Origin of the sequence: Marinobacter sediminum (assembly GCF_023657445.1) — a bacterium.
GTDB classification, from domain to species: domain Bacteria; phylum Pseudomonadota; class Gammaproteobacteria; order Pseudomonadales; family Oleiphilaceae; genus Marinobacter; species Marinobacter sediminum_A.
In genome coordinates this window covers 166,948-193,041 of sequence record NZ_JAGTWY010000001.1, presented here as the reverse complement: position 1 = coordinate 193,041, position 26,094 = coordinate 166,948, and the positions used below count along the sequence as shown (strand labels likewise).

The window sequence follows — 26,094 nt, the reverse complement described above, 5'->3', positions numbered from 1 at the left end:
TTCCTAACGTAACTTGAGACTGGCAATGCCAATCAGAACCAGAACAACGGTAACGACCCAGAAGCGCACGATGACGCGCGGCTCCGGCCAGCCTTTCAATTCAAAATGATGATGTAGTGGGGCCATGCGGAAAATCCGCCGACCGGTTAGCCGGAAAGAGGCCACCTGAAGGATGACCGACACGGTTTCCATGACAAACACACCACCCATAATGAAGAGCACGATCTCCTGGCGAACAATCACTGCTACCACACCCAACGCGGCACCCAGTGCGAGGGCACCCACATCGCCCATAAAGACCTGCGCTGGATAAGTGTTGAACCAGAGAAAACCAAGCCCCGCGCCGACTATGGCTCCGCAAAAGACAATCAGCTCACCGGTCCCCGGCAAGTGCGGAATCAACAGGTAATTGGCAAACTGGGCGTGGCCGGAAAGATAGGCGAAAATACCCAGGGCGCCGGCAACCATGACCGTGGGCATGATCGCGAGTCCGTCCAGGCCATCGGTCAGGTTCACAGCATTACTACTGCCGACAATCACGAAGTAGCTGAGCAGGATGAAAATGACCGGCCCAAGTGTTAGAGAGACCTGCTTCACGAACGGCACATATAGGGACGTCTCCTGAGGCAGCGAGGCACTGAAAAACAGTGCGATGGCAGCGCCTGCACCGATAACGGACTGCCAGAAGTATTTCCAGCGTGCCGGCAGACCGCGGGGGTTACGTTCCACCACCTTGCGGTAATCGTCTATCCAGCCAATGGCACCAAACAGCAGGGTTACAAGCAGCGTAACCCACACATAGCGGTTGCTCAGGTCAGCCCAGAGCAAGGTACTGGCACCGATCGCCACCAGAATCAGAGCACCTCCCATAGTGGGGGTCCCGGCCTTGCTGAGGTGGGTCTGAGGCCCGTCGTCACGCACCGCCTGTCCAATCTGGTATTGCGCCAGTTTGCGAATCATTACCGGACCGATAATCAGCGAAATCAGGAGCGCCGTCAGCGTTCCCAGAATCCCGCGCAGGGTCAGGTACTGAAATACCGTCAGGGCGGAGAAGTATTGTGATAGAGCCTCTGTCAGCCAGAGCAGCATGAGTTATTCACCTTTTCTTTAATCCCCTCCACCACGCGGTCCATGGCGGAACTGCGAGAACCTTTAACCAACACAGTTGCTGGCCCCTGTTTAGCACCGACTATCGCCGCAACAGCCTGTTCGTGGGTCTGGCACTCCTCCGTACTGTCACCAAAACCGTCGGCGTAACCTTCGCATCCCGGGCCTACTGTCAGTAATCGTTCGACCTTCTCGTCCCGGGCATACTGCCCCACTTCCCTGTGCAGAGCCCGCGCATCGGGACCAAGTTCTGCCATGGCACCAAACACGGCAATCCGCTCTCCGGACCGCTTTGCGAGAACACTCAATGCAGCCTTCATGGAAGCCGGGTTGGCGTTATAGCTGTCGTCGATAACGGTCAGGTCCGTCGTCAGATTCAGACTCTGCAACCGCCCCTTGACGGGCTTGAGCCCAGCCAGACCGGCCGTGAGCGCGCTATCTTCTGCCCCGAGATCCCGGGCTGCGGCGATAGCAAGCAGCGCATTAGAGATGTTGTGCTCGCCTTCGAGGGCCAGGAACAGATTGCAGCACCAGCCGTCGGGGCCGGTTATCCGAAGCTCAGTCCCGTTTTTGGTCGCCGTATAGTCCGCTTCGGCATGTCCGAACCGGCTGACGCTTAGAACGCGACTTGCCCCGGCGCGATCCCGCCACTGCTCAAACGCAGGATCATCCCGGTTGAGCACGACCAGACCACCCTCCATCACACCATCAATAATCTCGCCCTTGGCGCGAACAATATTTTCGTAGCTGCCAAAGCCCTCGAGGTGCGCAGAACCCGCGTTAGTCAGGATCACGACCCGGGGCCTGGTTATTGCGACCGTATGGGCAATTTCGCCCAGCCCACTTGCTCCCAGCTCAATGGCGCCATAGCGATGCTCCGGCGCCAGGCCGAATAGAGTCAGGGGGACACCAATGTGGTTGTTGAGGTTGCCCTGGGTTGCCAGAGTCGGGCCCATCTGCGACAGAATTGCCGCTGTCATTTCTCGCACCGTGGTTTTACCACTGCTACCCGTAATCCCGACAAGCTGGGCATCGCTCTCAGCGCGGTTGCCAGCGGCCAGCTTTGCCAGTGCATCAATGGTGTCTTGAACCACCAGTTGGGGCATGTCCACGGAATCATCAAACGTGTCCACCACTGCTGCCACAGCACCAGAGTCCCGCGCAGTTCGCAGAAACCGATGACCATCAAAAGTCTCACCACGCAGTGCCACAAACAGCTGGCCCTTCTCAAGCGACCGGGTGTCGGTGGACACACCGGAAAAACAAAGCTTATCGGATTCGTGGTCTGCACCGGTGGCTCCGGTCCAGTGACGGGCCTCAGCCAGGGAAAAGGCGCGCATCATGCCACACCTCCATTGAGGTTCAAGCCGTGGCGAACCTGTTCGGCATCGCTGAAGGGAAACCTCTGGCCGGCCACCTCCTGATAGGTTTCATGACCCTTTCCAGCCACCAGCACGAGATCCTCGGCACAGGCCGACTGAATAGCAGTACGGATTGCCTCGGCACGGTCATGAACAATCATCGCCCGGTCCGGAGCCGAGAATCCGGCAACGATGTCCCGGACAATGACGGCCGGATCTTCGCTCCGGGGGTTGTCATCAGTAACAACAATGACATCGGCAAGCTTTTCTGCCTCCCGGGCCATTTCTGGACGCTTACCACTGTCGCGGTCGCCGCCACAGCCGAAGACGCAGATCAGACGTCCGGTGACATGAGGTCTGAGCGCTGTCAGGGCGTTGGCAAGCGCATCCGGCGTGTGAGCATAGTCAACCACAACACGGACACCATCGGCGCTTCCGAACTTTTCAAGCCGGCCCGGCGGCGGTTCCAGCTGGCTGACCGCTCGCTGCACCCTTTCGACAGGCACTCCGAGGGTAAGTACGGTTGCTATAGCTGCAAGCACGTTGCTTGCATTGAAACTGCCCATCAACGGGACGGAGATATCGAAAGCACCCCACTGACCATCTACCTCCGCATCGAAGCCGTCATCCGTCGGACGGAAGCCCTTTAGCCAGAGTTCAGTCTGGGCTTCATGGAGGCTGTAGCGCACCCGATCGCACTGGCCCTCGAGCTGGCCAAACAACTGGCGCCCAAACGGGTCGTCAAAGTTGATCACGGAAAAGTGCAACTCTTCACGCTCAAACAGCTTCGCCTTGGCCTCGCCATAGGCGTCCATGGAGCCGTGGTAGTCCAGATGATCCCGCGTCAGGTTTGTAAACACACCGGCAGTCATGGCCAGATCATCCACGCGCCCCTGATCGAGGGCATGAGATGAAACCTCCATAACGGCTGCTCTACCACCTTGGGACAGGATTCGTGACAACACACGATTGACCTCAACCACGTCAGGCGTTGTATGAGTTGCGGGCTGCAGTGCACCAGGCATGCCATAACCGACGGTACCCAGGACACCACAGGGAGTACCCGTTTCTTTCAGCAGATGGGCAATATATTGACAGACGGAGGTCTTGCCATTGGTTCCGGTGACGCCAATCAGGCGCAACCGCTGGGACGGATGCTCAAAGAAGCGATCAGCAATCCGTCCAAGCTTTGATTTCAGACCGGCCACGGGGACGATCAGTGCACCATGGTGTTCAGAACATTCGCCGGCAACATCGGATTCAAGCAACACGACCGTGGCACCAGCAGCGATGGCCCTGTCAACATGGTAGTCAGCCGGCGTTTTAGCGCCTGACAAGGCAATAAATGCATCACCTGAACGCACCTCCCGACTGTCTGCCTTGAGACCATGAATGGTCACGTCAAACACCGACGGTACCGGAACAATACCTTGCAACAACGTACTGAGAGATGTGATGCACATAGGTTATCCCCTCGCCCCGGTCGTCTCTGCAGGCGCAGGTGCGCCGCCGACTTCCAGTTCAGGCTTCACATTCAGCAGTCGCAGTGCGTCACTCATCACCCGGGCAAATACCGGAGCAGCGACTTCGCCACCGTAGTATTCACCGGACTGTGGCGCATCAACGGCCACAACCGTAACAATTCTGGGATTATCAATTGGCGCCATACCGGCAAAAATTGCCTTGTACTGGCTATCCTCGTAGCCCTGCTTGCCCACAAGGTGAACCGTCCCCGTTTTACCGCCCGCCGAATAGAAGCCCGGCTGGGCACGGGTACCTGTGCCCCGGGTTACAACCTCCCTGAGCATGTTCCGGACGTCGTAGGTTACCTTCTCGGACAGCACGCGCTGACCCTGAGGCTCTTTATCCAGTTTGAGCAGGCTTAACGGATACCGGATACCGCCATTGGCAATTACCGTGTAGGCCTGTGCCAGCTGAAGCGCGTTTACACTCATGCCGTAGCCATAGGACAGCGTGGCTTCCTCGACCGGGCGCCACTTTGGCGGTGCAGGAAGCACACCTACCGCCTCCCCGGGGAAACCGATACCGGTGGGCTGGCCAATGCCCATTCGGGCATAGAGGTCACGAATGGTGTCTCCACCAATATCCGTTGCGATCTTGCTGATCCCGACATTGCTGGACTTGGCAATGATATCGGTAAGGCTGATGACGCCATAATTGCGGTGGTCACGGATGGTAAAGCGACCAAAACGCCGGTAACCCGGCGATGTATCAATCGTGGTGTTGACCGAATACTCCCCCGATTCAAGGGCGGCAGCCATGGTAATCGGCTTCATGGTTGAGCCGGGCTCAAACAGGTCTGTAATTGCTTTGTTTCTCAGATTTTCTGCCGCCAGCTGACTACGGTCATTGGGGTTGTAAGACCCCTGATTGGCCATAGCCAGCACCTCACCGGTATCCACATCAAGCATGACCAGCGTGCCACCTCGGGCGCTATGTGCATTAACGACCGCTTTAAGCTCGCGATAGGCAAGGTACTGCAGACGCAGGTCAATACTGAGTTCGAGATTGCGGCCAGGGCTGGCATCACGAATGAGGGTCAGGTCCTTGATAGTTCGGCCACGGTTGTCTTTCAGAACCCGCTTGCGACCAGACTCACCGGACAACCAGGGATTGTAAGCCAGCTCCATACCTTCCTGACCATACTCATCAATATTGGTAAAACCGACAATATGAGCAGTCACCTCGCCTGCAGGGTAATAACGACGGTACTCCTGACGGGTGTATACCCCGTCGATATCCAGAGCCATCACGTCTTTGGCAAGACCCGGCTGAACTTTTCTCCGCAGATAAATGAACTCTCGACCCGAATAGTCCTCTAGCCGCTTGCGAAGACCTGCCTCACTGATATCCAGAAGCCGGGCCAGATTTGTCAGACGGGCTTCTTCCGGATCTGCCTCCGAAGGATTGGCCCAGATAGTCTGAACCGGCGTACTGACAGCGAGGGGCTCACCATAGCGGTCCGAGATAACACCGCGATGGGCATCAATCGTCTCTACCCGGATGGTGCGGACATCGCCCTGCTTCCGCAAAAACTCGTTGTCAACAACGTGAAGGTCCACCAGCCGCCAGCCAAGAACTGCAACCACCAGCAGAAAAACACCCAGCACAGAGCCAAAGCGCCAGGCCTTCAGGCCCGTCGCCAATCGCTGGCTCCATGTTGTCTGCTTTCGCTGACCGGACAAATCAATCACCCTGACGGTTATTTTTGTGCTTGATTACTTTGCGGCAACAGGCGACATCAGCGGCACCAAAACGATGTCCTGACGCCCCGGAACCACCATACCGAACCGCTCCGAGGCCAGGTTTTCTACCCGACCGTGAGCACTCAGTGCACTCTGTTCCAGCAGCAGCTGACTCCATTCTCTGTGAAACCGATCGCGTTCCGCCTGCAGATGGGAAAGCGTATTGAAAAGCTCCCGGTTTTCATGGGCACTGACAACAACGCCGATGGACGACGCCAATAGCAGTGCCACCAATGCGAGCGATACCAACACGTTTTTTTGCCCGGTCGCATCGAACACCCGGTGGGAAATACGCACAGCCGTTGCAACGCCGTCACGCACTCTCTGTTTGTTCAACTTTGCCGTCTTAACCGGCTGCTCTATGGCCACCGCGCCCATGATCACGCGCTCCCCTGCGAATTTATATTAATATCAATGCGTTCCAGAACGCGCATGACCGCGCTCCGGGCTCTGACATTGTCATTTATCTCGTCAGAACCTGCCTTGTTGGCCTTGCCAATCAGGCGGAATGCCGACGCTTCCTGGTCCGCCGTCACCGGTATTCCTTTGGGCAACTGAGGCCCACGGGCCAGATCCCTCATGAACCGTTTGACCAGCCGGTCTTCGAGTGAATGAAAACTGATGACCACCAGCCGGCCACCCGGAGCGAGATGTTCAACCGCTGCCTGAAGCCCTGTTTCCAGATCTTCCAGCTCCCGATTAATAAAAATCCGGATGGCCTGAAACGTCCGGGTAGCAGGATGCTTGTGCTTTTCCTTTTTAGGCACAGCCTCACTGACCAGTTCCGCCAGCTGGCGGGTCGTCTCGATGGCCTCTTCCTGGCGACGCGCAACAACAAGACGCGCGATACGGCGAGAGAACCGCTCCTCACCGTATCGCCAGATAACATTTGCGATGTCCCGCTCGTCCGCTTCTGCCAGCCATTCAGCGGCGCTTGGAGATTGCTGGGGATTCATCCGCATATCCAGAGGTCCATCCCGCATAAAGCTGAATCCGCGCGAAGCGTCATCAAGCTGGGGCGAGGACACACCCAGATCCATAAGAACCCCGTTAACATCGCTCCACTCCCTGCGCGCAAGCGCCAGGCTCAGTTCTGCAAACGAACCGTGGAACCAAGAGAATCGCGGGTCCTCAATGGCGAATTGTTCAGCCACCCTGATAGCTTCCGGATCCTTGTCGATGCCTAACAGATGCCCGTTTTCTCCAAGGCGGCCCAGAATCAGCTGACTGTGACCACCACGACCAAAGGTGCCATCCACATATGTTCCATCGGGGTCACTGACCAGATAGTCGACCGCCGAATCCAGAAGTACCGAGCGATGCGGAAGCGCTGCTCCGTCCTTCTGCCTGCGATCGGAGGTCATAAAGAGAGCGCTTCCATTTCAGGTGGCATATCTTCATCGTCGGAGGACTCGTCAAGCCATGCGAACCAGCGCTCTTCGCTCCAGAGTTCCAGCTTGTTTCCCTGTCCTATCAACATCAATTTTTTCTCAAGGTGAGCGTAGCTTCTTAGTGTCGGTGGAATCAGAATGCGCCCCGCGGAGTCCAGCTCCATAGGCGCGGCATTACCAAGCAATAACCGCTGCAACCTTTTCGCCGCCTTGTTCATATTGGGTAGCGCTTTGATTTTCGGCTGCAACTCTTCCCATTCAGGCTCGGGATAGACCAACAGACACCGCTCTTCATCGGCATTTGCTGTCAATACAATGCGGCCACCACAGGACTGCGCGAGCTCTTCGCGCACCTTGGCGGGGATCGCCAGGCGACCCTTCGCATCCATATTGATGGCATGACTGCCGAGAAAATTGCTCATTTACGCTGTCTCTGAGAGCCTGGAAACCACAAAAAACCACTAGAAACCACTTTTTACCACTTCTGCACACTATAGAAACACGCAATACACAATGCAAGCGCCGCGAACGGCGTCGCACTTGGAAAAGTTCCTTTTATGACAAGAGGTTACGAGCAAAGATTTGACGAAATGGTGAGATTACGAAAAAGAAAAGAAGAAAAATCAAACACCTGCAAAAAAGTCTGAAGAAGACAAGTGAGGTTTAAGATTGTTTGGCTATAACAGACATCTACTAAGAATGATGGGCTTCAAATGAAAGGAAAAGAAATCGAGCTCGCCGGTAAGCCGGGTTCTGTCGTGGACAGTCATTCATCTAGGGCCTGCGTCACCACAGGCCTCAAGCAACCTACCCGAATCCAGCGCGGGCCACGCCATTGGATTCCTATTTGGTCTTGCTCCAGGTGGGGTTTACCATCGCCGTGAACTGTTGCCAGCCACGCGGTGCGCTCTTACCGCACCGTTTCACCCTTACCGGCACCCTTAGGTGCTTAGGCGGTATACTTTCTGTTGCACTTTCCGTCGGCTCGCGCCGCCCAGGCGTTACCTGGCACCTTGCCCTGCGGAGCCCGGACTTTCCTCCCCCGGTTTAACCGGCGGCGACTGTCTGGCGAGCTCGGGCGTGACAATACTCCTGCCCACCCGGCCTTGCAAGAAAAAGAACCCTCGCTTTTTTAGTCCTGCTTGAGCTCCAAAGCCCGTTGATAGAGTACGTTTTTGGAGAGACCAGTCAGTTCAGCCGCCATTCTGGCCACCTTTTTCACCGGCAACTCGGCCATTAGCAGCCGGATAAGGCGATCCACATCGAGCGCCCCGCATTCTTCACCTGTTTCAACAGGCTCAGCCCCACGAACCATCACCACAAATTCGCCCTTGGTACCATGAGGATCTGATTCCAGCTTCTCAAGCACTTCACCCATCCCGCCGGAGTAAAAGGTTTCGAAGGTTTTGGTTAGCTCCCGTCCGAGCACAACTTCCCGGCTCTCACCAAAGACTTTCACCAGATCGCGCATTGCGTCCAGTATCCTGTGCGGTGACTCGTAGAACACCAGGGTAGCCCGCTCCTGACCAAGTTCCTCAAGAGCCGTTCGCCGCCCTGTCCGTTTGGCGGGCAGAAAGCCCACGAACAGGAACCGGTCGGTCGGCAGGCCCGCAGCACTCAGCGCCGTAACGATGGCGCACGGACCAGGTATGGGCGAGACCGTCAGACCCCGGTTTCGCGCCTCTCGCACCAGCACATACCCCGGGTCGGAGATAAGAGGCGTCCCGGCGTCCGAAATCAGCGCAACATCCAGCCCGGCCTCCAGCTCATCCAGGAGACTCCCGGCCCGAGCCCTTTCATTATGATCGTGAAGTGCAATCATGCGTTTTTGCAGACCGAGGTGCTGGAGCAGGCGCCCGCTGTGGCGGGTATCCTCGACCGCAACCACATCCACTTTCGACAGCACATTGCTGGCCCGGGGAGAGAGGTCCTCCAGGTTTCCGATAGGCGTAGCGACTATATATAACGTTCCTTTCGGAGCGTCATTTTTTCCCGCACGGCTTGCCGGCTCATCTGCCTCGGATTTCAAATTGTTCGCCTCATTGTTTCTTACTCTCACACCATGACACTTACGTCATGTGAATTGACCCCGGAGCTGCTAAACTTGCCACCGTTAGAGCGGCGCCACAAGCCCAATTATCCGGAGTATTTCGAGCTTGCCATGACCAAGAACCGTATTAACCATCGAGCCCTGGCCAGTATATTAACCGTGGCACTCCTGTCTGCGGGATGCGCCAGCGTCAACCTGCAGTCTCACATTGCCCAGACCCCTGAACAGGCGCTGGACCTTGCCGGCCAGGAAGACAACCGCGAGACAGCTCAACGCTATCTGCTGCGCATTGCCAGCCGGTTTCAGGACCAGGGCGACGACATGGCGGCTCGCACGCTACTGCAAAGCCCACAGTTGACGCAACTGACACCGCCTATGGAGAACCAGAAACGCCTTCTGGCCATGGCTGGTGCAGTCGCGCTGCAAGACAGCGAATGGGCTCGGTCACTGACTGTCGATCTGGACGTAGAGAGTTTTATTAACTACAGCCCGGAACTGGTAGGTCGGGCTGCAGATCTTCAGGCACAGACCTTCGCCCTTGCAGGTGATCGACTGTCGTCAGCCATGACACTCGTTCTCCTGTCTCAGACCGACGGCACCGCAAACCCGCAGGAGCTCCATGACAGGATATGGCAGCTGCTGAAGGCTGTCCCTGAACCCGAGCTGGAAGTCGCCAACACCGAGTCCATCGGATACGAAGTCCAGGGCTGGCTAGAGCTTGCCGCTGCATTTCGGGAGCCAGGGACGGGGATTGATGAAAAGGGCCGCACCATCCGGCGCTGGCAGAACAACTGGCCGGTTCATCCGGCAGCTCAGGTCCTGCCATCCGAGCTGCAGCTGATTGCTACCCTTGCCGAAAGCCGACCGGAAAAAATCGCGCTTGCCATCCCCCTCAACGGACCGCTGGCCAGTGCGGGCAAAGCTATCCGCGACGGATTCATTGCCGCCTACTACCTCGATAAATCCGTGGATCGCAGCAAAACTGATATTCGTATTGTCGACACATCGGGCGGGGCCTTCAGCGAGCTGTACCGGGAACTGTCCGGACAGGATATCGATCTGATCGTTGGCCCCCTGGAAAAGGACTCGCTCGCCGGTCTTCGCTCCCTGAACACACTTCCCGTGCCGGCTCTTGGCCTCAATTATCTTCCTGCCGGCAGCCAGGTTCCCGATGGGTTGTACCAGTTTGGCCTGTCGGCAGAAGACGAAGCGCGTCAGATTGCTGACCGACTGGCTGCGGAAGACATTCGCGACGTGCTGATCCTGATTCCCCAGGGAGAATGGGGAGACCGGGTTGAATCAGCGCTTTTGCAGCGGATGGCGGAAAACAACACGACGGCCCTGGATATCGAAAGATTCTTCCGGGAGGACAACCTGCGGGCAGTCACTGCAGACCTTCTTGGCATCACGATTTCCCGCGACCGGGCGATCCAGGTTGAGCGCACGATTGGCATGGACGTCGAATTCGAGCCCAGAAGGCGACAAGATGCGGAAGCCATCGTCATGGTGGCCGATCCGACCATTGGCCGGCAGTTCAAACCACTGTTCGCGTACTATTTCGGAGGCGACCTTCCGGTCTACTCTCCGTCCATTGTCTATGAAGGTTCACCAGACCCCTCCAGGGATCGGGACCTGAATGCGGTGATCTTCACTGACATTCCCTGGGTTCTGAGCGAGGCAAACGAGCTTAGAACCCAATCTGCGAACTACCTCTCCGGGACCCGGGGACAGGTCGGCCGGCTATTTGCGATGGGCGCCGACGCCTGGAAGCTCAGTAAACGGCTACCGTTGCTGCGGCAGATAGAAACGGCATCGGTGAACGGCGAGACAGGAGTGCTGACAATGACTCCGGAAGGCAGTATTCACAGGGAGCAGACATGGGCGCAATTCAGGAATGGTGTTCCCGAATTACTTCCCGAACTGGAAAAACCGATGTCGGAATCCAACGCTCCGGAAGCGTCAACGGATACTGAAAACACAGCACCATAATCCGCTCACTACCCGGGAGTTCTTGCCATGGAAGGCAGAAAGACTCTGGGCAACCACTTTGAGTCGGTTGCCGCCCGCTATTTGGCCAGTCGCGGCGTGCACATCATTGAACGCAATGTCTATAACCGTGGGGGAGAGATCGACCTCATAGGACGGGACAAGGACACTCTGGTTTTCTTTGAGGTTCGCTATCGGGGCCCGGGCAGTTTCACCGATCCGGCCAGTTCAATCAATTACCCGAAACAGCGTCGCTTACTGAAAGCCGCCTCCTTTTATCTTCACAGACACGGGCTTTGGGACAGCTTGAGCCGGATAGATGTCATTGCCATTAGCCCGGGAACCATCAAAAAATACCGGGTACAATGGATCAAAAATGCAATTCAGGCAGGATAAACAGACGCAATGACCGATACCGAACACCAGATAAACCAATGGTTCGCGAGTCATATGGAGCACACCGCGCAGGCAGCCAGCACGGTGGGCCCGGCAATTGAGGATGTCGCGGACGCCTTTGTTGGCGCCCTGCTTCAGGACGGGAAGATCATCACTTGCGCCAACGGCAATGCCAACATTCTTGCCCAGTATTTCTGCACGGCTTTATTGAACCGTTTTGATCAGGATCGCCCGGCACTGCCAGCCATCAATCTGGGCGCCGATGCAACGACCTATTCGGCCATATGTCGTGACAACCGGTTTAACGACACGTTTTCTCGTCAGGTAAGAGCCATTGGCAAGCCGGGGGATCTGCTGTTCGTCATTGTTGATGACGGCCATAAGGCCAACCTGATACAAGCTATTCAGGCGGCCCACGACAGGGAAATGAATGTCGTGGTGCTCAGTACCCGGGAGAAGTCCGACATAACTTCCCTTATGCAACCTGAGGACCATGAAATTGCATTGAATAATCTGACGCCGACAGAAGCAACACCGCTGCTACTGGTTATTATCAATGCCCTGTGCGGACTGATTGACAGCAAACTTTTTGGGGGATAAAAAAGCCAGCAAATAATGCTGGCTTTTGAGGGAACTGCTTACTACTTGACGACTTTCAATGTCGGGCGACCCGAAGGGCGCTCTTCCTGGCCATGCCCCTGCTCAGATGCATCGCCATCACTGGTACCGTCAGGATCTGGAGAACCCGGCTCACTGCCGAACACCATGCCCTCACCGTTTTCTTTGGCATAGATGGCCATAACCGCCTGGAGCGGAATAAACACCTGCATTGGCACACCGCCAAATCGGGCACTGAACTCCAGCGCCCCATTACCAACGACCAAACTACGGACCGCACCGGGGCTGATGTTCAGGACAATCTGACCATTAGCCACGTGCTCATTTGGCACCTGAACACCCTGAACGCCGGCATCGACCACAATGTATGGCGTGCAGTCGTTGTCCAGTATCCACTCATTAAAGGCCCTTACCAGGTAAGGGCGGCTGGACGTCATAGTGATTTTGCTATCAGGCACTGCCACTCTCCTGCCCCGCGTTCACGAGTTTCCGCCAAATCAGCTGCGAATATCTTCTTCGAGGTCTGAAAGACTGGCTTTGAAACCCTCACGACTGAAAATGCTTTCCATATACTTCTGAAGCGGTTTTGCCTGCTTGTCATTCAGCTCAATACCCAGAGCCGGCAAACGCCAAAGGATTGGAGCAATACAACAATCGACAATCGTAAACTCTTCAGACAGGAAGAAGGGCATTTCACCAAACAATGGCGCCGTTGCCAGCAGACTTTCCCGAAGCTCCTTACGCGCAGCGTCTGATGCTTTCGCGTTGGGCTGGGCCAGAATCTGATCCACCAGGCCACACCAGTCCTTCTGGATCCGGTGGATCATCAGGCGACTGTTTGCCCTGGCAACCGGATACACAGGCAGCAACGGCGGATGCGGGAAACGCTCGTCCAGGTATTCCATCATGATGTTGGGCTCATAGAGCACAAGATCACGATCCACCAGCGTTGGCAGGGCGTTGTACGGATTCAGGTCGGCCAGCTCAGCCGGCGGGTTATCAGGATCCACGTCTACAATATCGACGGTAACACCCTTCTCTGCCAGGACAATACGCACTCTGTGGCTGTAATGGCTGGCTGGATCCGAGAAAAACGTCATTGATGACCGCTTGGTCACAACGCCCATAGAACTACCTCACGAGTAAACAAATCGAAATGATCCTGAAAAAACGCAAAATTCCAGCGGGCCAGTTACTGCCCGCTGGAAATCAGGAGACGGGATTATACCCTATTTCTCAGTGTACGTCCTTCCAGTACTCACGGTTGAGCAAGTACGCAAAGATGAAGAAGATCGCCACGAAGATCAATACGAAGATCCCCAGACGCTCACGCTCCACCTTGACCGGATCAGCCATGTAAGAGAGGAAGTTGGTCAGGTCATACATTGCCTGATCAAATTCTTCGGCTGACATACTGCCCTCAATGGCATAGTCAGAACATGCATCCGCATTATTGATGTTGCCACTCAGCGGCTCAACGCTTGGCTCAACACCAATCTGCGGCTCAGTTGCACACAACCCTTGCAGGTCATACATAACGTGCGGCATACCGACATTCGGGAAAACCACGTTGTTCACACCGAGGGGACGGCTCTCATCCTTATAAAACCCTCTAAGATAGGAGTATACCCACGACTCGCCACGAAGACGGGTCTCAAGAGTCAGGTCGGGAGGCGGAGCACCAAACCAGCCTGCTGCCATGTCTTTGCTCATGGAGTTCTTCATCAGCTCACCAATCTTGGCGCCGGTGAAGATCAGGTTGTCCTCATAGAGTTCAACAGGAATCTCGAGGTCATCGGCAACCCGCTTGTAACGGGCGTATTCCATGGAATGACATCCCATGCAATAGTTGGTGAACAGGGCAGCGCCGCTTTGCAGCGATTCCTTGTTGGTGTGATCCGTCTCGATATGATCAATAGGAACAGCACCTCCGGCTGCCAGCCCGAGAGCCGGCAGGACTGCGATGAAAAGACCAAAAATCAGCTTTCTCATTATCCTGTCACCCTCTCTGGTACTGGCTTGGTTTTCTCCATGCGCGTGTAGAACGGCATGAGAATGAAGTAGAGGAAGTACAGCACTGTCAGAATCTGTGCAACAGTGGTTCGGCCCTCGGTCGCCGGAACCAGGCCGAGGTAGCCCAGGATCACAAAGCTGACGGCGAAAATAGCGAGGGCAATTTTACTGAGCCAGCCTTTGTAGCGCATGGACCGAACCGGACTCTTGTCCAGCCAGGGCAGCACGAACAGGATGGCAATAGCACCGCCCATGACAACCACACCCCAGAACTTGGCCGGCAACCCGAACAGGTCAACCGTGACCGCACGCAGCATGGCGTAGAACGGTGTGAAGTACCAGACAGGCGCAATGTGCGCTGGCGTCTTGAGGGCATTCGCCGGCTCAAAGTTTGGCTTTTCGATGAACAAGCCACCCATCTCCGGGAAGAAGAACACCACGACGAAGAAGATAAAGAAGAAAACTGCAACGCCCACGAGATCGTGAACGGAATAGTACGGATGGAATGGGATACCGTCTTTCGGGATACCGTTTTCATCCTTGTTCTTCTTGATATCGATACCATCAGGGTTGTTGGAACCAACTTCGTGCAAAGCCAGGATGTGGAGAACAACCAGGCCCAACAGAACGATCGGTAGAGCAACAACATGCAGGGCAAAGAAGCGGTTCAGGGTAATACCGGAAATCAGGTAGTCGCCGCGAATCCAGAGGGACAGGTCGTCACCGATCACTGGAATAGCGCCGAACAGGTTCACAATCACCTGGGCACCCCAGTAGGACATCTGGCCCCAGGGCAACAGATAACCCATGAAGGCTTCAGCCATGAGTACGAGATAGATCAGCATACCGAAAAGCCAGATCAGCTCTCGGGGTTTCTGATATGAACCGTACATCAGGCCGCGGAACATATGGAGATAGACCACAATAAAAAACGCGGAAGCACCGGTGGAGTGCAGGTAGCGCAGCAACCAACCCCATTCAACATCACGCATGATGTACTCGACGGACGCAAATGCGCCTTCCGCAGAGGGGTTGTAGCTCATCGTCAGCCAGATACCGGTAACCAGTTGGTTTACCAGCACCAGCATCGCCAGGGAGCCAAAGAAGTACCAGACGTTGAAGTTCTTCGGCGCGTAATACTTGGCCAGGTGTTTGTTCCAGGCATCAACGATCGGCAGACGGTCGTCTACCCACTGAATTAGCTTCTGCATTACGCTGCCTCCGGATCAAGACCAATCGTGAGGGTCGCATCATCGTCAAAACGATAAGGTGGCACCTCAAGGTTCAGGGGAGCAGGCTGCGCCTGATAAACCCTGCCAGCCAGGTCATAGTGCGTACCGTGGCAAGGACAGAAGAAGCCACCCAGCCAGTCTTCCCCCAGATCGGCGGGCGCCACTTCCGGGCGGAAGGAAGGCACACACCCCAGATGCGTACAGAGCCCGACCAGAACAGCGAATTCGGGTTTTATGGCCCGATAAACACCCTCGATGTACTGCGGCTGCTGAGGCTCTTCAGACTGAGGATCTTTCACCTTGTCGTTCAGCTTCTCGATGTTTTCCAGCATCTGATCCGTACGGCGGACAACCCAGACCGGTTTACCCCGCCACGACACGGTAATCTGCTGACCCGGTTCAATCTTACTGATATTGACGGTTACCGGCGCACCAGCTGCTTCCGCCTTGGCACTGGGATTCCAGGATGCCACGAAAGGAACTGCCGCACCGACGACGCCGACTCCACCTACCACGGACGTGGCGCCGATCAGAAACCGGCGCCGGCCTTGGCTCACGTCGCCATTATTCATTATGGTTTTCTCCCATCAGGCGATGTCACAGCCCGCCAACCAGCCGGCAATGTACATCTAAAAGGACTTCACAACCCAAAAATATAAGCGCCCAAATGGTAATGAAATTACCGGAGGCTTACAAGTCGGAAAGCCGCCGGATGCGGCTCCACCCCTGCTCCAGATCAATTTGAAGCCAAATCGTCCGGCCATAAAAAAACCCGACCGAAAGGGCCGGGTTTTCCTGGGCTCTGCTCCAGCGGAATTAACGCTTGGAGTACTGAGGACGCTTACGCGCCTTCCGGAGACCCACTTTCTTACGCTCGACTTCACGGGCATCACGGGTTACATAACCCGCTTTGCGCATTGCCGGACGCAGAGTTTCATCGTAATCCATCAGGGCACGAGTCAGACCGTGGCGAATTGCGCCTGCCTGACCACTGATACCACCACCCTTTACAGTGATGTTGATATCAAAACGATCGGACGATTCAGCAACAACCAGCGGCTGACGAACGATCATGCGCAAAGTCTCACGACCGAAGAAATCTTCGATGGTGCGACCATTGATGGAAATGTTACCGCTTCCCGGCTTGATAAAAACCCGAGCCGTGGATGTCTTGCGGCGACCAGTACCGTAATTTTGTGCTACAGACATATCCGCCTTCCGTTAAATGTCGAGTTCTTTGGGCTGCTGGGCTGCGTGAGGGTGCTCAGCGCCGGCATAGATTTTCAGCTTCTTGAACATGGCGCGGCCGAGCGGCCCCTTCGGAAGCATGCCTTTCACAGACTTCAGAATAACCTGTTCAGGCGCCTTGTCCACCAGCTTCTCGAAGTTGATGGACTTGATTCCACCCGGAAAGCCGGTGTGACTGTAATACATCTTGTCAGATGCCTTGTTGCCTGTAACCCGGACCTGGCCCGCATTGATAACAACAATGTAATCGCCAGTGTCTACATGAGGGGTATACTCAGGCTTATGCTTGCCCCGCAGACGACGGGCGATTTCGGTTGACAGACGACCCAGCGTCTTGCCGGCTGCGTCTACAACGTACCAGTCACGTTTTACTGTTTCTGGTTTCGCACTCAGAGTCTTCATTGATTCCGCCTTGAACGCTATATAAGAAACGTTAAAAACCACCGCCGGTAAATGCGTTGCATCCGGAGGCGATTCTGTACCTGTAATAAAGTCGGCAGTGACACCATTCGGGGCTGAGATAGTGACATCGCCTTGAAAAGCCAGGGCGCGAAGTATACTCGAACAAAAAAAGAAAGCCAACCCTGAAGACTCATGTTTCGTTATTCCCCTACAGCGTTCTTATTCAAGCCATAGAGCCGGCATACGTTATCCATAAGAACCGGCGCCAGCTCCCGCTCTGTCATACCCCGGAGGTCAGCCAGGGCGCGAACAATCTGCCCGAGAAACGCCGGTGAATTTTGTCCCCGCCCCACCCCGGCTGGCGACATATCCGGGGCGTCGGTTTCAAGAACCAGGGATTCCACCGGGAGGCCTGCTATAGCGTCACGGGTTTTCCGGGCGCGAGGATGGGTGATAACTCCTCCAACCCCGATATAACAACCCAGATCCACCAGCTTCCTTGCCTGCTGATAGCTCCCGGAAAACCCGTGCACCAGAGCTCGCCCACTCCAGTTCGCACGATTCAGGGTACTATGTACCTCGTCGTGGGTTTTGACGGAATGAATCACAAGCGGAAAGCCCAGTGCCGAGGCCAGATCAACCTGCGCCTCAAACCATGGCCACTGAGCCGACAGATCACCCTGCAGCCTGTCCAGGCCGCACTCACCAATAGCAACACAACGGCCGGGATTTTCACGCACAAGTTCACCAAGAACCTGCAAATCGCTCTCACGGTGCTCGGCGACAAACCAGGGATGAATTCCCAGGCAATAATACAACCCCGGATAAGCCTCCGCCGTTTTACGGACCCTGGACCAGTCTGGCCGTCTCACGCCCGGGATCACCAGACCAACCACACCCGCCTTTCGCGCAGCTTCAAGCTCCCTCTCACGGCAGCCATCAAATCGAGGAAAATCGAAGTGACAATGGGCGTCGATGATCTGCACCTGGCCCTCCATCCCGACCGGATTAATGCTCCCGGGTCTTATGGAAATGGACGTCCGGATAACGCTCCTGCGCCAGATTGAGATTCACCATCGTGGGTGCGATATAGGCAAGGCGGTCGCTACCATCAAGCGCGAGGTTGTCATTATTCTTACGCTGGAATTCGTCGAACTTGCGCTCATCCTGGCAGGTTACCCAGCGTGCAGTCGCGACATTGATCGGCTCGTATATAGCCTCGACCTTGTACTCACTCTTGAGGCGACTAACGACAACATCAAACTGCAGAACACCAACAGCCCCAACAATCAGATCGTTGTTCCGTAGCGGACGAAACACCTGCACCGCACCCTCTTCGGAAAGCTGAATCAGCCCCTTTTGAAGCTGCTTTGCCTTCAGCGGATCTTTAAGGCGGATGCGGCGGAACAATTCCGGTGCAAAGTTCGGAATGCCGGTAAATTTCATATCCTCGCCAGCCGTGAAGGTATCGCCGAGCTGGATCGTCCCGTGGTTATGAAGGCCGATAATGTCGCCAGCAAAAGCCTCACCAGCGTGCTCCCGATCACCCGCCATAAAGGTCAGGGCGTCAGAGAAACGCACATCCTTGCCAATTCGTACATGGCGAGCCTTCATCCCCTGGGCATACTTACCTGAGACAATTCTGAGAAAGGCAACCCTATCCCGGTGCTGCGGATCCATATTTGCCTGAATCTTGAAAACAAAACCGGAAAAGCCGTCATCTTCCGGCTCAACCAGACGGAGATCCGTTTCCCGTGGCTGCGGTTCAGGGGCCCACTCGACCAGGCCATCGAGCATATGATCAACACCGAAATTACCCAAAGCCGTCCCGAAAAACACGGGGGTAAGCTCACCTGCCATGAAAGCCTCCCGGTCGAACTCGTGAGAGGCCCCCTTGACCAGTTCAATCTCATCCCGCAGGTCACCGGCATACGCACCAATCGCCTCTTCAAGCTCCGGATTATCCAGCCCTTTGATGATTCGGGTGTCCTGAATTGTATGCCCCTGGCCGGATTTGTAGAGAATTACTTCATCCCGAAGCAGGTGATAAACCCCCTTAAAGCTCTTACCCATGCCAATAGGCCAGGTAATCGGGGCGCAGGCAATTTTCAAAACGTCTTCGACCTCGTCCATAAGCTCCACCGGATCACGGGTATCCCGGTCCAGCTTGTTCATGAACGTGAGGATAGGCGTATCCCGAAGCCGGGTAACTTCCATCAGCTTGATGGTGCGCTCCTCGACGCCCTTGGCACTGTCGATAACCATCAGGCACGAATCCACCGCTGTTAGCGTCCGGTAGGTATCTTCAGAGAAGTCTTCGTGGCCGGGGGTATCAAGAAGGTTGACCAGCTTGCCACCATAAGGGAACTGCATGACGGAAGTGGTCACGGAAATCCCCCGCTCCTTTTCCATCTCCATCCAGTCGGATTTTGCATGCTGCCCGGACTTTTTCCCTTTTACGGTACCGGCTTTCTGAATGGCCTGACCAAACAGCAACACCTTTTCAGTAATAGTGGTTTTACCGGCGTCCGGGTGCGAGATAATCGCGAAAGTGCGGCGTTTGGCCACTTCCTGGGGAAGGTTCGACATAATAGAAAAACAACCTGAATCAGATGTTCGGATAAACCCGCTATTATAAGGGCTAAGCGATCAATACGCGACCGGATGCAGCGTGGGGTCAGTGCCTTAAGCGAAAGACCATGACGCAGGCATCTTCTCTGCCACTGGCGCCGGGGTAATAGTCCGGTCGCCGGCCAATCTCTTCAAAACCCTCGCTGGCATATAGACCGTTAGCCACAGCATTGCTGGTCCGCACCTCGAGAATGACCTGCCACATCTGCTCCCGGGACGCCTCAGCCAGCATATGGCGCAGCAACAAACGAGCCGTTCCCTGCCCCCGACTGTCGGGATGGATGCAAAGGTTGAGCAAATGCGCCTCGTCGAACATATAGGCAACCACCGCATATCCCACCAGTACGTCCCCGCGCCAGGCGGCCCAGAGGCGGTAATTCTCTCTGAAACAGTCACGGAAAACGGTTTCTGCCCAGGGATGGGAGTAGCCCTGACGCTCAATTTCCAGAACCTGCGGAAGGTCTCCCGGAAGCAGCTCCCGGATAAAAAGATCACTCCCCATAACGGCCCTGTAAGTATCCGGCTCCGACATCAGTTTCCTGCCAGTGGCTTAATCTCGTGCCACAGCTCACGCTTGAGGGCGGGGTTCGCGGCAAGCTCTGCGAGAGAGTGGGGGAAAATCACCTCCGGACTGACGCCCGGCATCAGATCCATCAGGGGGAGCTCCTTGCCCCCCGGCTCTCCTACCCCAACTGCCAGAACCGTTTGACCGTCAAGGCGGGACATAACGTGACTCATTACCGAATGCAGATCCGGCAGGGAGTTTCCGGGGGCCAGAAGGTTGTTAAATACAGGCCAGCGGATCACCCCCAAAGAAAGGGGGGACGACTCCCCAAGACTCTTGAGGATATTCAGGGCCAACGTCTCCTGCAGCCGGACACTCGCTTCCTGGGACAGCCCGGCAATCAGGGCGACGTGCCGCCCCATCCAGACCTGCACGTTTAGACGAACGGGCAGCTCTTCTACCCCAACTGCAGTAGAAGCCGGACTTTCCGGGTGCTCGGGCAAATCCGACCGGTCTACGACAGTCTTCTCTTGAGCGGTAGCGAGATCTGCAGCCGCAGGCGCCGGCTCAGACGATCCGGACGTGCGGTCCATCATGGCCTGAAGACTGGCAATCCGGGCGGCGCCCGCCTCATGATCCGGCCTCACTGGCTTATTAGCCCCGGAGGGCTTACTCACAGGCGCGGCAGATGCCTCAAGCGACTGCACAGGTAGCTCGGGCTCATTGTCGGCAAACACAAACTCAGGGCTTGGTGCCGCGCCAGGCAGCGCTTCACGGGCATACCATAGCCGTACACCGGTCATGCCAAGATAAAATTGTCGTTCCGTTTCCGACCGGATCATCAGACTTTTCCCGAATTCCTGCTAAAAACCATTCAGACGTCCGCGACTTGAGGGTGCTGACGAACGCCCCCACGACTAATCAGGTTAAGAGCCTCAATGTAAGCCTTGGCAGATGCAATGATAATATCCGTGTCTGCACCCACCCCATTGACGATGCGCCCTCCCCGCTCCAGGCGCACGGTAACCTCGCCCTGGGCGTCGGTACCACTGGTAATGTTGTTAACCGAGTACAGCTGGAGATTACACCCGGAATCAACCAATGACTCGATGGCCTTGAACGTTGCGTCCACCGGACCACTGCCCTCGGCTTCCACTTTGTGCTCCTTGCCATCGACAGTCAGGGTCAGGTTCGCTTTGGGCACCACACCGGTCTCGGAACAGACCTGCATGCACACCAGCCCATAAGGCCCCACTTCTTCCTTTTGCCGGGTATCGCTGGCGATTGCCTGCAGATCCTCATCAAAAATCTCATGTTTCAGATCGGCGAGGGCCTTGAATCGGGTGAAGGCTTCATTGAGCTCGGTTTCCGTCTCGAACTGAATACCGAGCTCAAGCAGGCGTGAACGGAACGCGTTGCGCCCGGAATGTTTGCCAAGCACCAGGCTGTTGGTGTGCCAGCCAACGTCCTGGGCGCGCATGATTTCGTATGTCTCCCGATGCTTAAGAACACCATCCTGGTGGATACCTGATTCATGGGCGAAGGCGTTGGCACCGACAATCGCCTTGTTCGGCTGAACCGGAAAACCAGTAATGGTGGAGACCAGACGGGAAGCAGGCACGATGTGCTGGGCATCGATCCGGGTATCAATATGGAAAAGATCCTGACGGGTGCGCACGGCCATCACAACCTCTTCCAGCGAGGCGTTACCCGCACGCTCACCGAGACCGTTGATGGTGCACTCCACCTGACGCGCTCCCTGGGTCACAGCCGCGAGAGAGTTGGCGACAGCCAGGCCCAGATCGTTGTGACAATGCACCGAAAAGATTGCCTTGTCTGCATTGGGAATACGGTTTAACAGCAGACGAATAGTCTCAGCAAACTGCTCCGGAATCGCATAACCCACCGTATCCGGAATATTGATAGTGCGGGCACCGGCATCGATAGCAGCCTCTATGATGCGACAGAGGAAATCCAGCTCTGAGCGACCGGCATCTTCACAGGAAAACTCGACATCATCAACGTGACTGCGTGCACGCTTCACCGAGCGTACGGCTTGTTCGACCACCTCGTCGGGCTGCATTTGCAGCTTGTGCTTCATATGGATCGGCGAAGTTGCAATAAAGGTATGGATGCGACCTCGTTCCGCCGGCTGGATGGCTTCAGCGGCTCGATCAATATCCTTATCCAGGGCTCTCGCCAGGCTGCAGATGGTAGACCCCTTGATGGATTCAGCGATCGCCTTCACCGCATCAAAGTCACCCTGACTGGCAATGGCAAAGCCAGCTTCAATAACATCAACCCTTAGCTTCTCCAGTACCTTGGCAATACGGAGCTTTTCCGTTTTGTTCATGGTTGCGCCAGGGCTCTGCTCGCCGTCGCGCAGCGTCGTATCGAAGATAACCAGGTGATCTTGGGCGGGCATTCGAAGGCTCCATCAAATAGTTTGGCTTGGTATAACGGGAGTATACCACTGACATGGAATTTTTAGATGGCAATAAAAAACCCCAGCTTCGAAGAAGCTGGGGTTTTCAGGTATTAAGAGTCTGACGATGACCTACTCTCACATGGGCAATGCCACACTACCATCGGCGCAGGCCTGTTTCACTTCTGAGTTCGGGATGGGATCAGGTGGTTCCAAGCCGCTATGGTCGTCAGACAAATCGGTTGATCACTGGGGGACGAGATGGAACTGAGTGATGCTGATTTCGTTGGTGCTTTGCGTTATCCGCAATTGTCTTGGGTGTTATATAGTCAAGCCGCACGAGCAATTAGTATCGGTTAGCTCAACGCCTCGCAGCGCTTACACACCCGACCTATCAACGTCCTGGTCTTGAACGGCTCTTCAGGGACCTCGAAGGTCCAGGGAGATCTCATCTTGGAAGGGGCTTCCCGCTTAGATGCTTTCAGCGGTTATCCTATCCGAACATAGCTACCGGGCAATGCGTCTGGCGACACAACCCGAACACCAGCGGTTCGTCCACTCCGGTCCTCTCGTACTAGGAGCAGCTTTCCTCAAATCTCCAACGTCCACGGCAGATAGGGACCGAACTGTCTCACGACGTTCTAAACCCAGCTCGCGTACCACTTTAAATGGCGAACAGCCATACCCTTGGGACCGGCTTCAGCCCCAGGATGTGATGAGCCGACATCGAGGTGCCAAACACCGCCGTCGATGTGAACTCTTGGGCGGTATCAGCCTGTTATCCCCGGAGTACCTTTTATCCGTTGAGCGATGGCCCTTCCATACAGAACCACCGGATCACTATGACCTACTTTCGTACCTGCTCGACGTGTCTGTCTCGCAGTTAAGCGGGCTTGTGCCATTACACTAACCGCATGATGTCCGACCATGCTTAGCCCACCTTTGTGCTCCTCCGTTACGCTTTGGGAGGAGACCGCCCCAGTCAAACTACCCACCACACAGTGTCCTCAACCCCGATAAGGGGTCCAAGTTAGAACCTCAAACATGTCAGGCTGGTATTTCAAGGTTGGCTCCACGATGACTGGCGTCATCGCTTCAAAGCCTCCCAGCTATCCTACACAAACATGCTCAAAGTTCACTGTGAAGCTATAGTAAAGGTTCACGGGGTCTTTCCGTCTAGCCGCGGATACACCGCATCTTCACGGCGATTTCAATTTCACTGAGTCTCGGGTAGAGACAGCGCCCCCATCGTTACGCCATTCGTGCAGGTCGGAACTTACCCGACAAGGAATTTCGCTACCTTAGGACCGTTATAGTTACGGCCGCCGTTTACCGGGGCTTCGATCAAGAGCTTCGCACGAATGCTAACCCCATCAATTAACCTTCCGGCACCGGGCAGGCGTCACACCGTATACGTCCACTTTCGTGTTTGCACAGTGCTGTGTTTTTAATAAACAGTCGCAGGGGCCTGGTATCTTCGACCGGCTTCTGCTCAACCCGCGAGGGGCGTCACATACCACCGGCGTGCCTTCTCCCGAAGTTACGGCACCATTTTGCCTAGTTCCTTTACCCGAGTTCTCTCAAGCGCCTTGGTATTCTCTACCTGACCACCTGTGTCGGTTTGGGGTACGGTCTCGAATAGCCTGAAGCTTAGAAGATTTTCCTGGAAGCAGGGCATCAATAACTTCCCGCCCTAAAAGGGCAGTCGTCGTCGCGTCTCAGAATTGTGGAACCGGATTTACCTAATCCCACTCCCTACACGCTTAAACCGGGACAACCGTCGCCCGGCTTACCTAGCCTTCTCCGTCTCTCCATCGCAGCTATCCAAGGTACGGGAATATTAACCCGTTTCCCATCGACTACACCTTTCGGTCTCGCCTTAGGGGCCGACTCACCCTGCGCCGATTAGCGTTGCGCAGGAACCCTTGGTCTTCCGGCGTGCGGGTTTTTCACCCGCATTGTCGTTACTCATGTCAGCATTCGCACTTCTGATACCTCCAGCATGCTTCTCAACACACCTTCGCAGGCTTACAGAACGCTCCCCTACCCCGCATACAAAGTATGCAGCCGCAGCTTCGGTGACCAGTTTGAGCCCCGTTACATCTTCCGCGCAGGCCGACTCGACTAGTGAGCTATTACGCTTTCTTTAAAGGATGGCTGCTTCTAAGCCAACCTCCTAGCTGTCTGAGCCTTCCCACATCGTTTCCCACTTAACTGGTACTTGGGGACCTTAGCTGGCGGTCTGGGTTGTTTCCCTCTTCACGATGGACGTTAGCACCCACCGTGTGTCTCCCGGATAGTACTCACAGGTATTCGGAGTTTGCATCGGGTTGGTAAGTCGGGATGACCCCCTAGCCGAGACAGTGCTCTACCCCCTGTGGTATTCGTCCGAGGCGCTACCTAAATAGCTTTCGGGGAGAACCAGCTATCTCCGGGCTTGATTAGCCTTTCACTCCGATCCACAAGTCATCCCCTGGCTTTTCAACGACAGTGGGTTCGGTCCTCCAGTTGATGTTACTCAACCTTCAACCTGCTCATGGATAGATCGCCCGGTTTCGGGTCTATGCCCAGCGACTAAATCGCCCTATTCAGACTCGGTTTCCCTACGGCTCCCCTAAACGGTTAACCTCGCCACTGAACATAAGTCGCTGACCCATTATACAAAAGGTACGCCGTCACAGAACAAGTCTGCTCCGACTGCTTGTACGCATACGGTTTCAGGATCTATTTCACTCCCCTCACAGGGGTTCTTTTCGCCTTTCCCTCACGGTACTGGTTCACTATCGGTCAGTCAGGAGTATTTAGCCTTGGAGGATGGTCCCCCCATATTCAAACAGGATATCACGTGTCCCGTTCTACTCGATTTCACTAAACTCAGGTTTCGGATACGGGGCTATCACCCACTATGACGGCACTTTCCAGAGCCTTCTCCTACCAGTTGTTTAGCTTAAGGGCTAATCCCCGTTCGCTCGCCGCTACTTAGGGAATCTCGGTTGATTTCTTTTCCTCGGGGTACTTAGATGTTTCAGTTCCCCCGGTTCGCCCCTTACACCTATGTATTCAGTGCAAGGTACCTGGCCGAAACCAGGTGGGTTTCCCCATTCAGAAATGTCCGGATCACAGCTCGTTTGCCAGCTCCCCGAACCTTATCGCAGGCTTCCACGTCTTTCATCGCCTCTGACTGCCAAGGCATCCACCGTATGCGCTTAGTTGCTTGACTATATAACCCCAAGACAACTGTTCTTCGAAGCAACACCACTCACCGGGCAAGCCCGATGCGCGAGTTATTTCGAGACAGTCTCTTGAAGTGATATAACAACCACTTCAACGACAACACCGGATAACGCTTGAAATCGTTATCACTCTGATCAATGAATTCCGGAGATAATGGAATCCATTAATCGTGTTCTATCTCGTCCAATTTGTTAAAGAGCAAATCTGACCCAGTGATCAGAAAGAAGAA

23 protein-coding genes, 2 rRNA genes and 1 other RNA gene are annotated in these 26,094 nt (G+C 55.4%); 3 read left to right on the top strand and 23 right to left on the bottom strand.

What is annotated here, in order from left to right:
• Positions 1-3 precede the first annotated feature (3 nt).
• From mraY to rsmI, 9 genes are all read right to left on the bottom strand, one after another.
• Positions 4-1,089, bottom strand: a complete 1,086-nt coding sequence (gene mraY, locus KFJ24_RS00930) for a phospho-N-acetylmuramoyl-pentapeptide-transferase (protein ID WP_250829203.1) — start codon at positions 1,087-1,089, stop codon at positions 4-6.
• Positions 1,074-2,450 (bottom strand): UDP-N-acetylmuramoyl-tripeptide--D-alanyl-D-alanine ligase, encoded by a 1,377-nt coding sequence (locus KFJ24_RS00925; RefSeq protein ID WP_250829202.1) that lies wholly within the window; start codon positions 2,448-2,450, stop codon positions 1,074-1,076. Before KFJ24_RS00925 ends, mraY begins: the two co-directional genes overlap by 16 nt.
• The gene (locus KFJ24_RS00920; protein WP_250829201.1) at positions 2,447-3,931 is read right to left on the bottom strand and encodes a UDP-N-acetylmuramoyl-L-alanyl-D-glutamate--2,6-diaminopimelate ligase; all 1,485 of its coding nucleotides are present in this window, start codon (positions 3,929-3,931) and stop codon (positions 2,447-2,449) included. The genes KFJ24_RS00925 and KFJ24_RS00920 overlap by 4 nt, the downstream gene beginning before the upstream one ends.
• Positions 3,932-3,934: 3 nt before the next feature.
• On the bottom strand, positions 3,935-5,674 hold the full coding sequence (locus tag KFJ24_RS00915) for a peptidoglycan D,D-transpeptidase FtsI family protein (RefSeq protein ID WP_250829200.1): 1,740 nt from the start codon (positions 5,672-5,674) through the stop codon (positions 3,935-3,937).
• A 33-nt stretch (positions 5,675-5,707) separates the two neighbouring features.
• On the bottom strand, positions 5,708-6,112 hold the full coding sequence (gene ftsL / locus KFJ24_RS00910) for a cell division protein FtsL (RefSeq protein ID WP_250829199.1): 405 nt from the start codon (positions 6,110-6,112) through the stop codon (positions 5,708-5,710).
• Between the two features lie 2 nt (positions 6,113-6,114).
• Complete coding sequence (rsmH, locus tag KFJ24_RS00905; RefSeq protein WP_250829198.1) at positions 6,115-7,098, bottom strand: 16S rRNA (cytosine(1402)-N(4))-methyltransferase RsmH; 984 nt, start codon at positions 7,096-7,098, stop codon at positions 6,115-6,117.
• Complete coding sequence (gene mraZ / locus KFJ24_RS00900; RefSeq protein WP_250829197.1) at positions 7,095-7,547, bottom strand: division/cell wall cluster transcriptional repressor MraZ; 453 nt, start codon at positions 7,545-7,547, stop codon at positions 7,095-7,097. Before mraZ ends, rsmH begins: the two co-directional genes overlap by 4 nt.
• 304 nt (positions 7,548-7,851) lie before the next feature.
• Positions 7,852-8,202: RNase P RNA component class A (gene rnpB, locus KFJ24_RS00895), an RNA gene on the bottom strand.
• A gap of 55 nt (positions 8,203-8,257) precedes the next feature.
• Positions 8,258-9,154 (bottom strand): 16S rRNA (cytidine(1402)-2'-O)-methyltransferase, encoded by an 897-nt coding sequence (rsmI, locus tag KFJ24_RS00890; RefSeq protein WP_250829196.1) that lies wholly within the window; start codon positions 9,152-9,154, stop codon positions 8,258-8,260.
• 75 nt (positions 9,155-9,229) lie between these two features.
• On the opposite strand from rsmI, the gene KFJ24_RS00885 reads away from it, so the two are divergent.
• From KFJ24_RS00885 to KFJ24_RS00875, 3 genes are read left to right on the top strand one after another with little or no spacing between them, the layout of a single operon-like run.
• Positions 9,230-11,164: a penicillin-binding protein activator gene (locus KFJ24_RS00885; protein WP_250829195.1), complete on the top strand. Its 1,935-nt coding sequence runs from the start codon at positions 9,230-9,232 to the stop codon at positions 11,162-11,164.
• A gap of 27 nt (positions 11,165-11,191) precedes the next feature.
• The gene (locus KFJ24_RS00880; RefSeq protein ID WP_250829194.1) at positions 11,192-11,557 is read left to right on the top strand and encodes a YraN family protein; all 366 of its coding nucleotides are present in this window, start codon (positions 11,192-11,194) and stop codon (positions 11,555-11,557) included.
• A gap of 9 nt (positions 11,558-11,566) precedes the next feature.
• Positions 11,567-12,157: an SIS domain-containing protein gene (locus tag KFJ24_RS00875; RefSeq protein ID WP_250829193.1), complete on the top strand. Its 591-nt coding sequence runs from the start codon at positions 11,567-11,569 to the stop codon at positions 12,155-12,157.
• A gap of 41 nt (positions 12,158-12,198) precedes the next feature.
• On the opposite strand, the gene KFJ24_RS00870 is transcribed toward KFJ24_RS00875, so the two are convergent.
• The 14 genes from KFJ24_RS00870 to KFJ24_RS00805 all read right to left on the bottom strand — a co-directional run bounded on the left by KFJ24_RS00870 (position 12,199) and on the right by KFJ24_RS00805 (position 25,851).
• Positions 12,199-12,612, bottom strand: coding sequence for a ClpXP protease specificity-enhancing factor (locus KFJ24_RS00870; protein WP_250832526.1), 414 nt, complete (start codon positions 12,610-12,612; stop codon positions 12,199-12,201).
• 60 nt (positions 12,613-12,672) lie between these two features.
• Positions 12,673-13,302 (bottom strand): glutathione S-transferase N-terminal domain-containing protein, encoded by a 630-nt coding sequence (locus KFJ24_RS00865; protein ID WP_250829192.1) that lies wholly within the window; start codon positions 13,300-13,302, stop codon positions 12,673-12,675.
• Positions 13,303-13,411: 109 nt separating this feature from the next.
• Positions 13,412-14,167: a cytochrome c1 gene (locus KFJ24_RS00860; RefSeq protein WP_250829191.1), complete on the bottom strand. Its 756-nt coding sequence runs from the start codon at positions 14,165-14,167 to the stop codon at positions 13,412-13,414.
• Positions 14,167-15,399 carry a cytochrome b gene (locus tag KFJ24_RS00855; protein WP_250829190.1) on the bottom strand — a complete coding sequence of 411 codons (1,233 nt, stop codon included), beginning with the start codon at positions 15,397-15,399 and terminating at the stop codon, positions 14,167-14,169. Before KFJ24_RS00855 ends, KFJ24_RS00860 begins: the two co-directional genes overlap by 1 nt.
• Entirely contained in the window at positions 15,399-15,992 is a 594-nt protein-coding gene (gene petA / locus KFJ24_RS00850; RefSeq protein WP_250829189.1) for a ubiquinol-cytochrome c reductase iron-sulfur subunit, read from the bottom strand. Before petA ends, KFJ24_RS00855 begins: the two co-directional genes overlap by 1 nt.
• A gap of 244 nt (positions 15,993-16,236) precedes the next feature.
• On the bottom strand, positions 16,237-16,629 hold the full coding sequence (gene rpsI, locus KFJ24_RS00845; RefSeq protein WP_250829188.1) for a 30S ribosomal protein S9: 393 nt from the start codon (positions 16,627-16,629) through the stop codon (positions 16,237-16,239).
• 12 nt (positions 16,630-16,641) lie between these two features.
• Entirely contained in the window at positions 16,642-17,070 is a 429-nt protein-coding gene (gene rplM, locus KFJ24_RS00840; protein ID WP_250829187.1) for a 50S ribosomal protein L13, read from the bottom strand.
• A gap of 200 nt (positions 17,071-17,270) precedes the next feature.
• A complete protein-coding gene (locus tag KFJ24_RS00835; protein WP_250829186.1) occupies positions 17,271-18,056 on the bottom strand; it encodes a TatD family hydrolase in 786 nt (261 codons plus the stop codon).
• A 22-nt stretch (positions 18,057-18,078) separates the two neighbouring features.
• Positions 18,079-19,659 (bottom strand): peptide chain release factor 3, encoded by a 1,581-nt coding sequence (gene prfC, locus KFJ24_RS00830; RefSeq protein ID WP_250829185.1) that lies wholly within the window; start codon positions 19,657-19,659, stop codon positions 18,079-18,081.
• Between the two features lie 88 nt (positions 19,660-19,747).
• Positions 19,748-20,233: a ribosomal protein S18-alanine N-acetyltransferase gene (rimI, locus tag KFJ24_RS00825; RefSeq protein WP_250829184.1), complete on the bottom strand. Its 486-nt coding sequence runs from the start codon at positions 20,231-20,233 to the stop codon at positions 19,748-19,750.
• Entirely contained in the window at positions 20,233-21,048 is an 816-nt protein-coding gene (locus tag KFJ24_RS00820) for a 2-isopropylmalate synthase (RefSeq protein ID WP_250829183.1), read from the bottom strand. Before KFJ24_RS00820 ends, rimI begins: the two co-directional genes overlap by 1 nt.
• A 32-nt stretch (positions 21,049-21,080) precedes the next feature.
• The gene (locus tag KFJ24_RS00815; protein ID WP_250829182.1) at positions 21,081-22,631 is read right to left on the bottom strand and encodes a 2-isopropylmalate synthase; all 1,551 of its coding nucleotides are present in this window, start codon (positions 22,629-22,631) and stop codon (positions 21,081-21,083) included.
• Between the two features lie 119 nt (positions 22,632-22,750).
• Positions 22,751-22,865 (bottom strand): 5S ribosomal RNA (rrf, locus tag KFJ24_RS00810).
• Between the two features lie 91 nt (positions 22,866-22,956).
• Positions 22,957-25,851, bottom strand: a 23S ribosomal RNA gene (locus KFJ24_RS00805).
• Between the last annotated feature and the right edge of the window lie 243 nt (positions 25,852-26,094).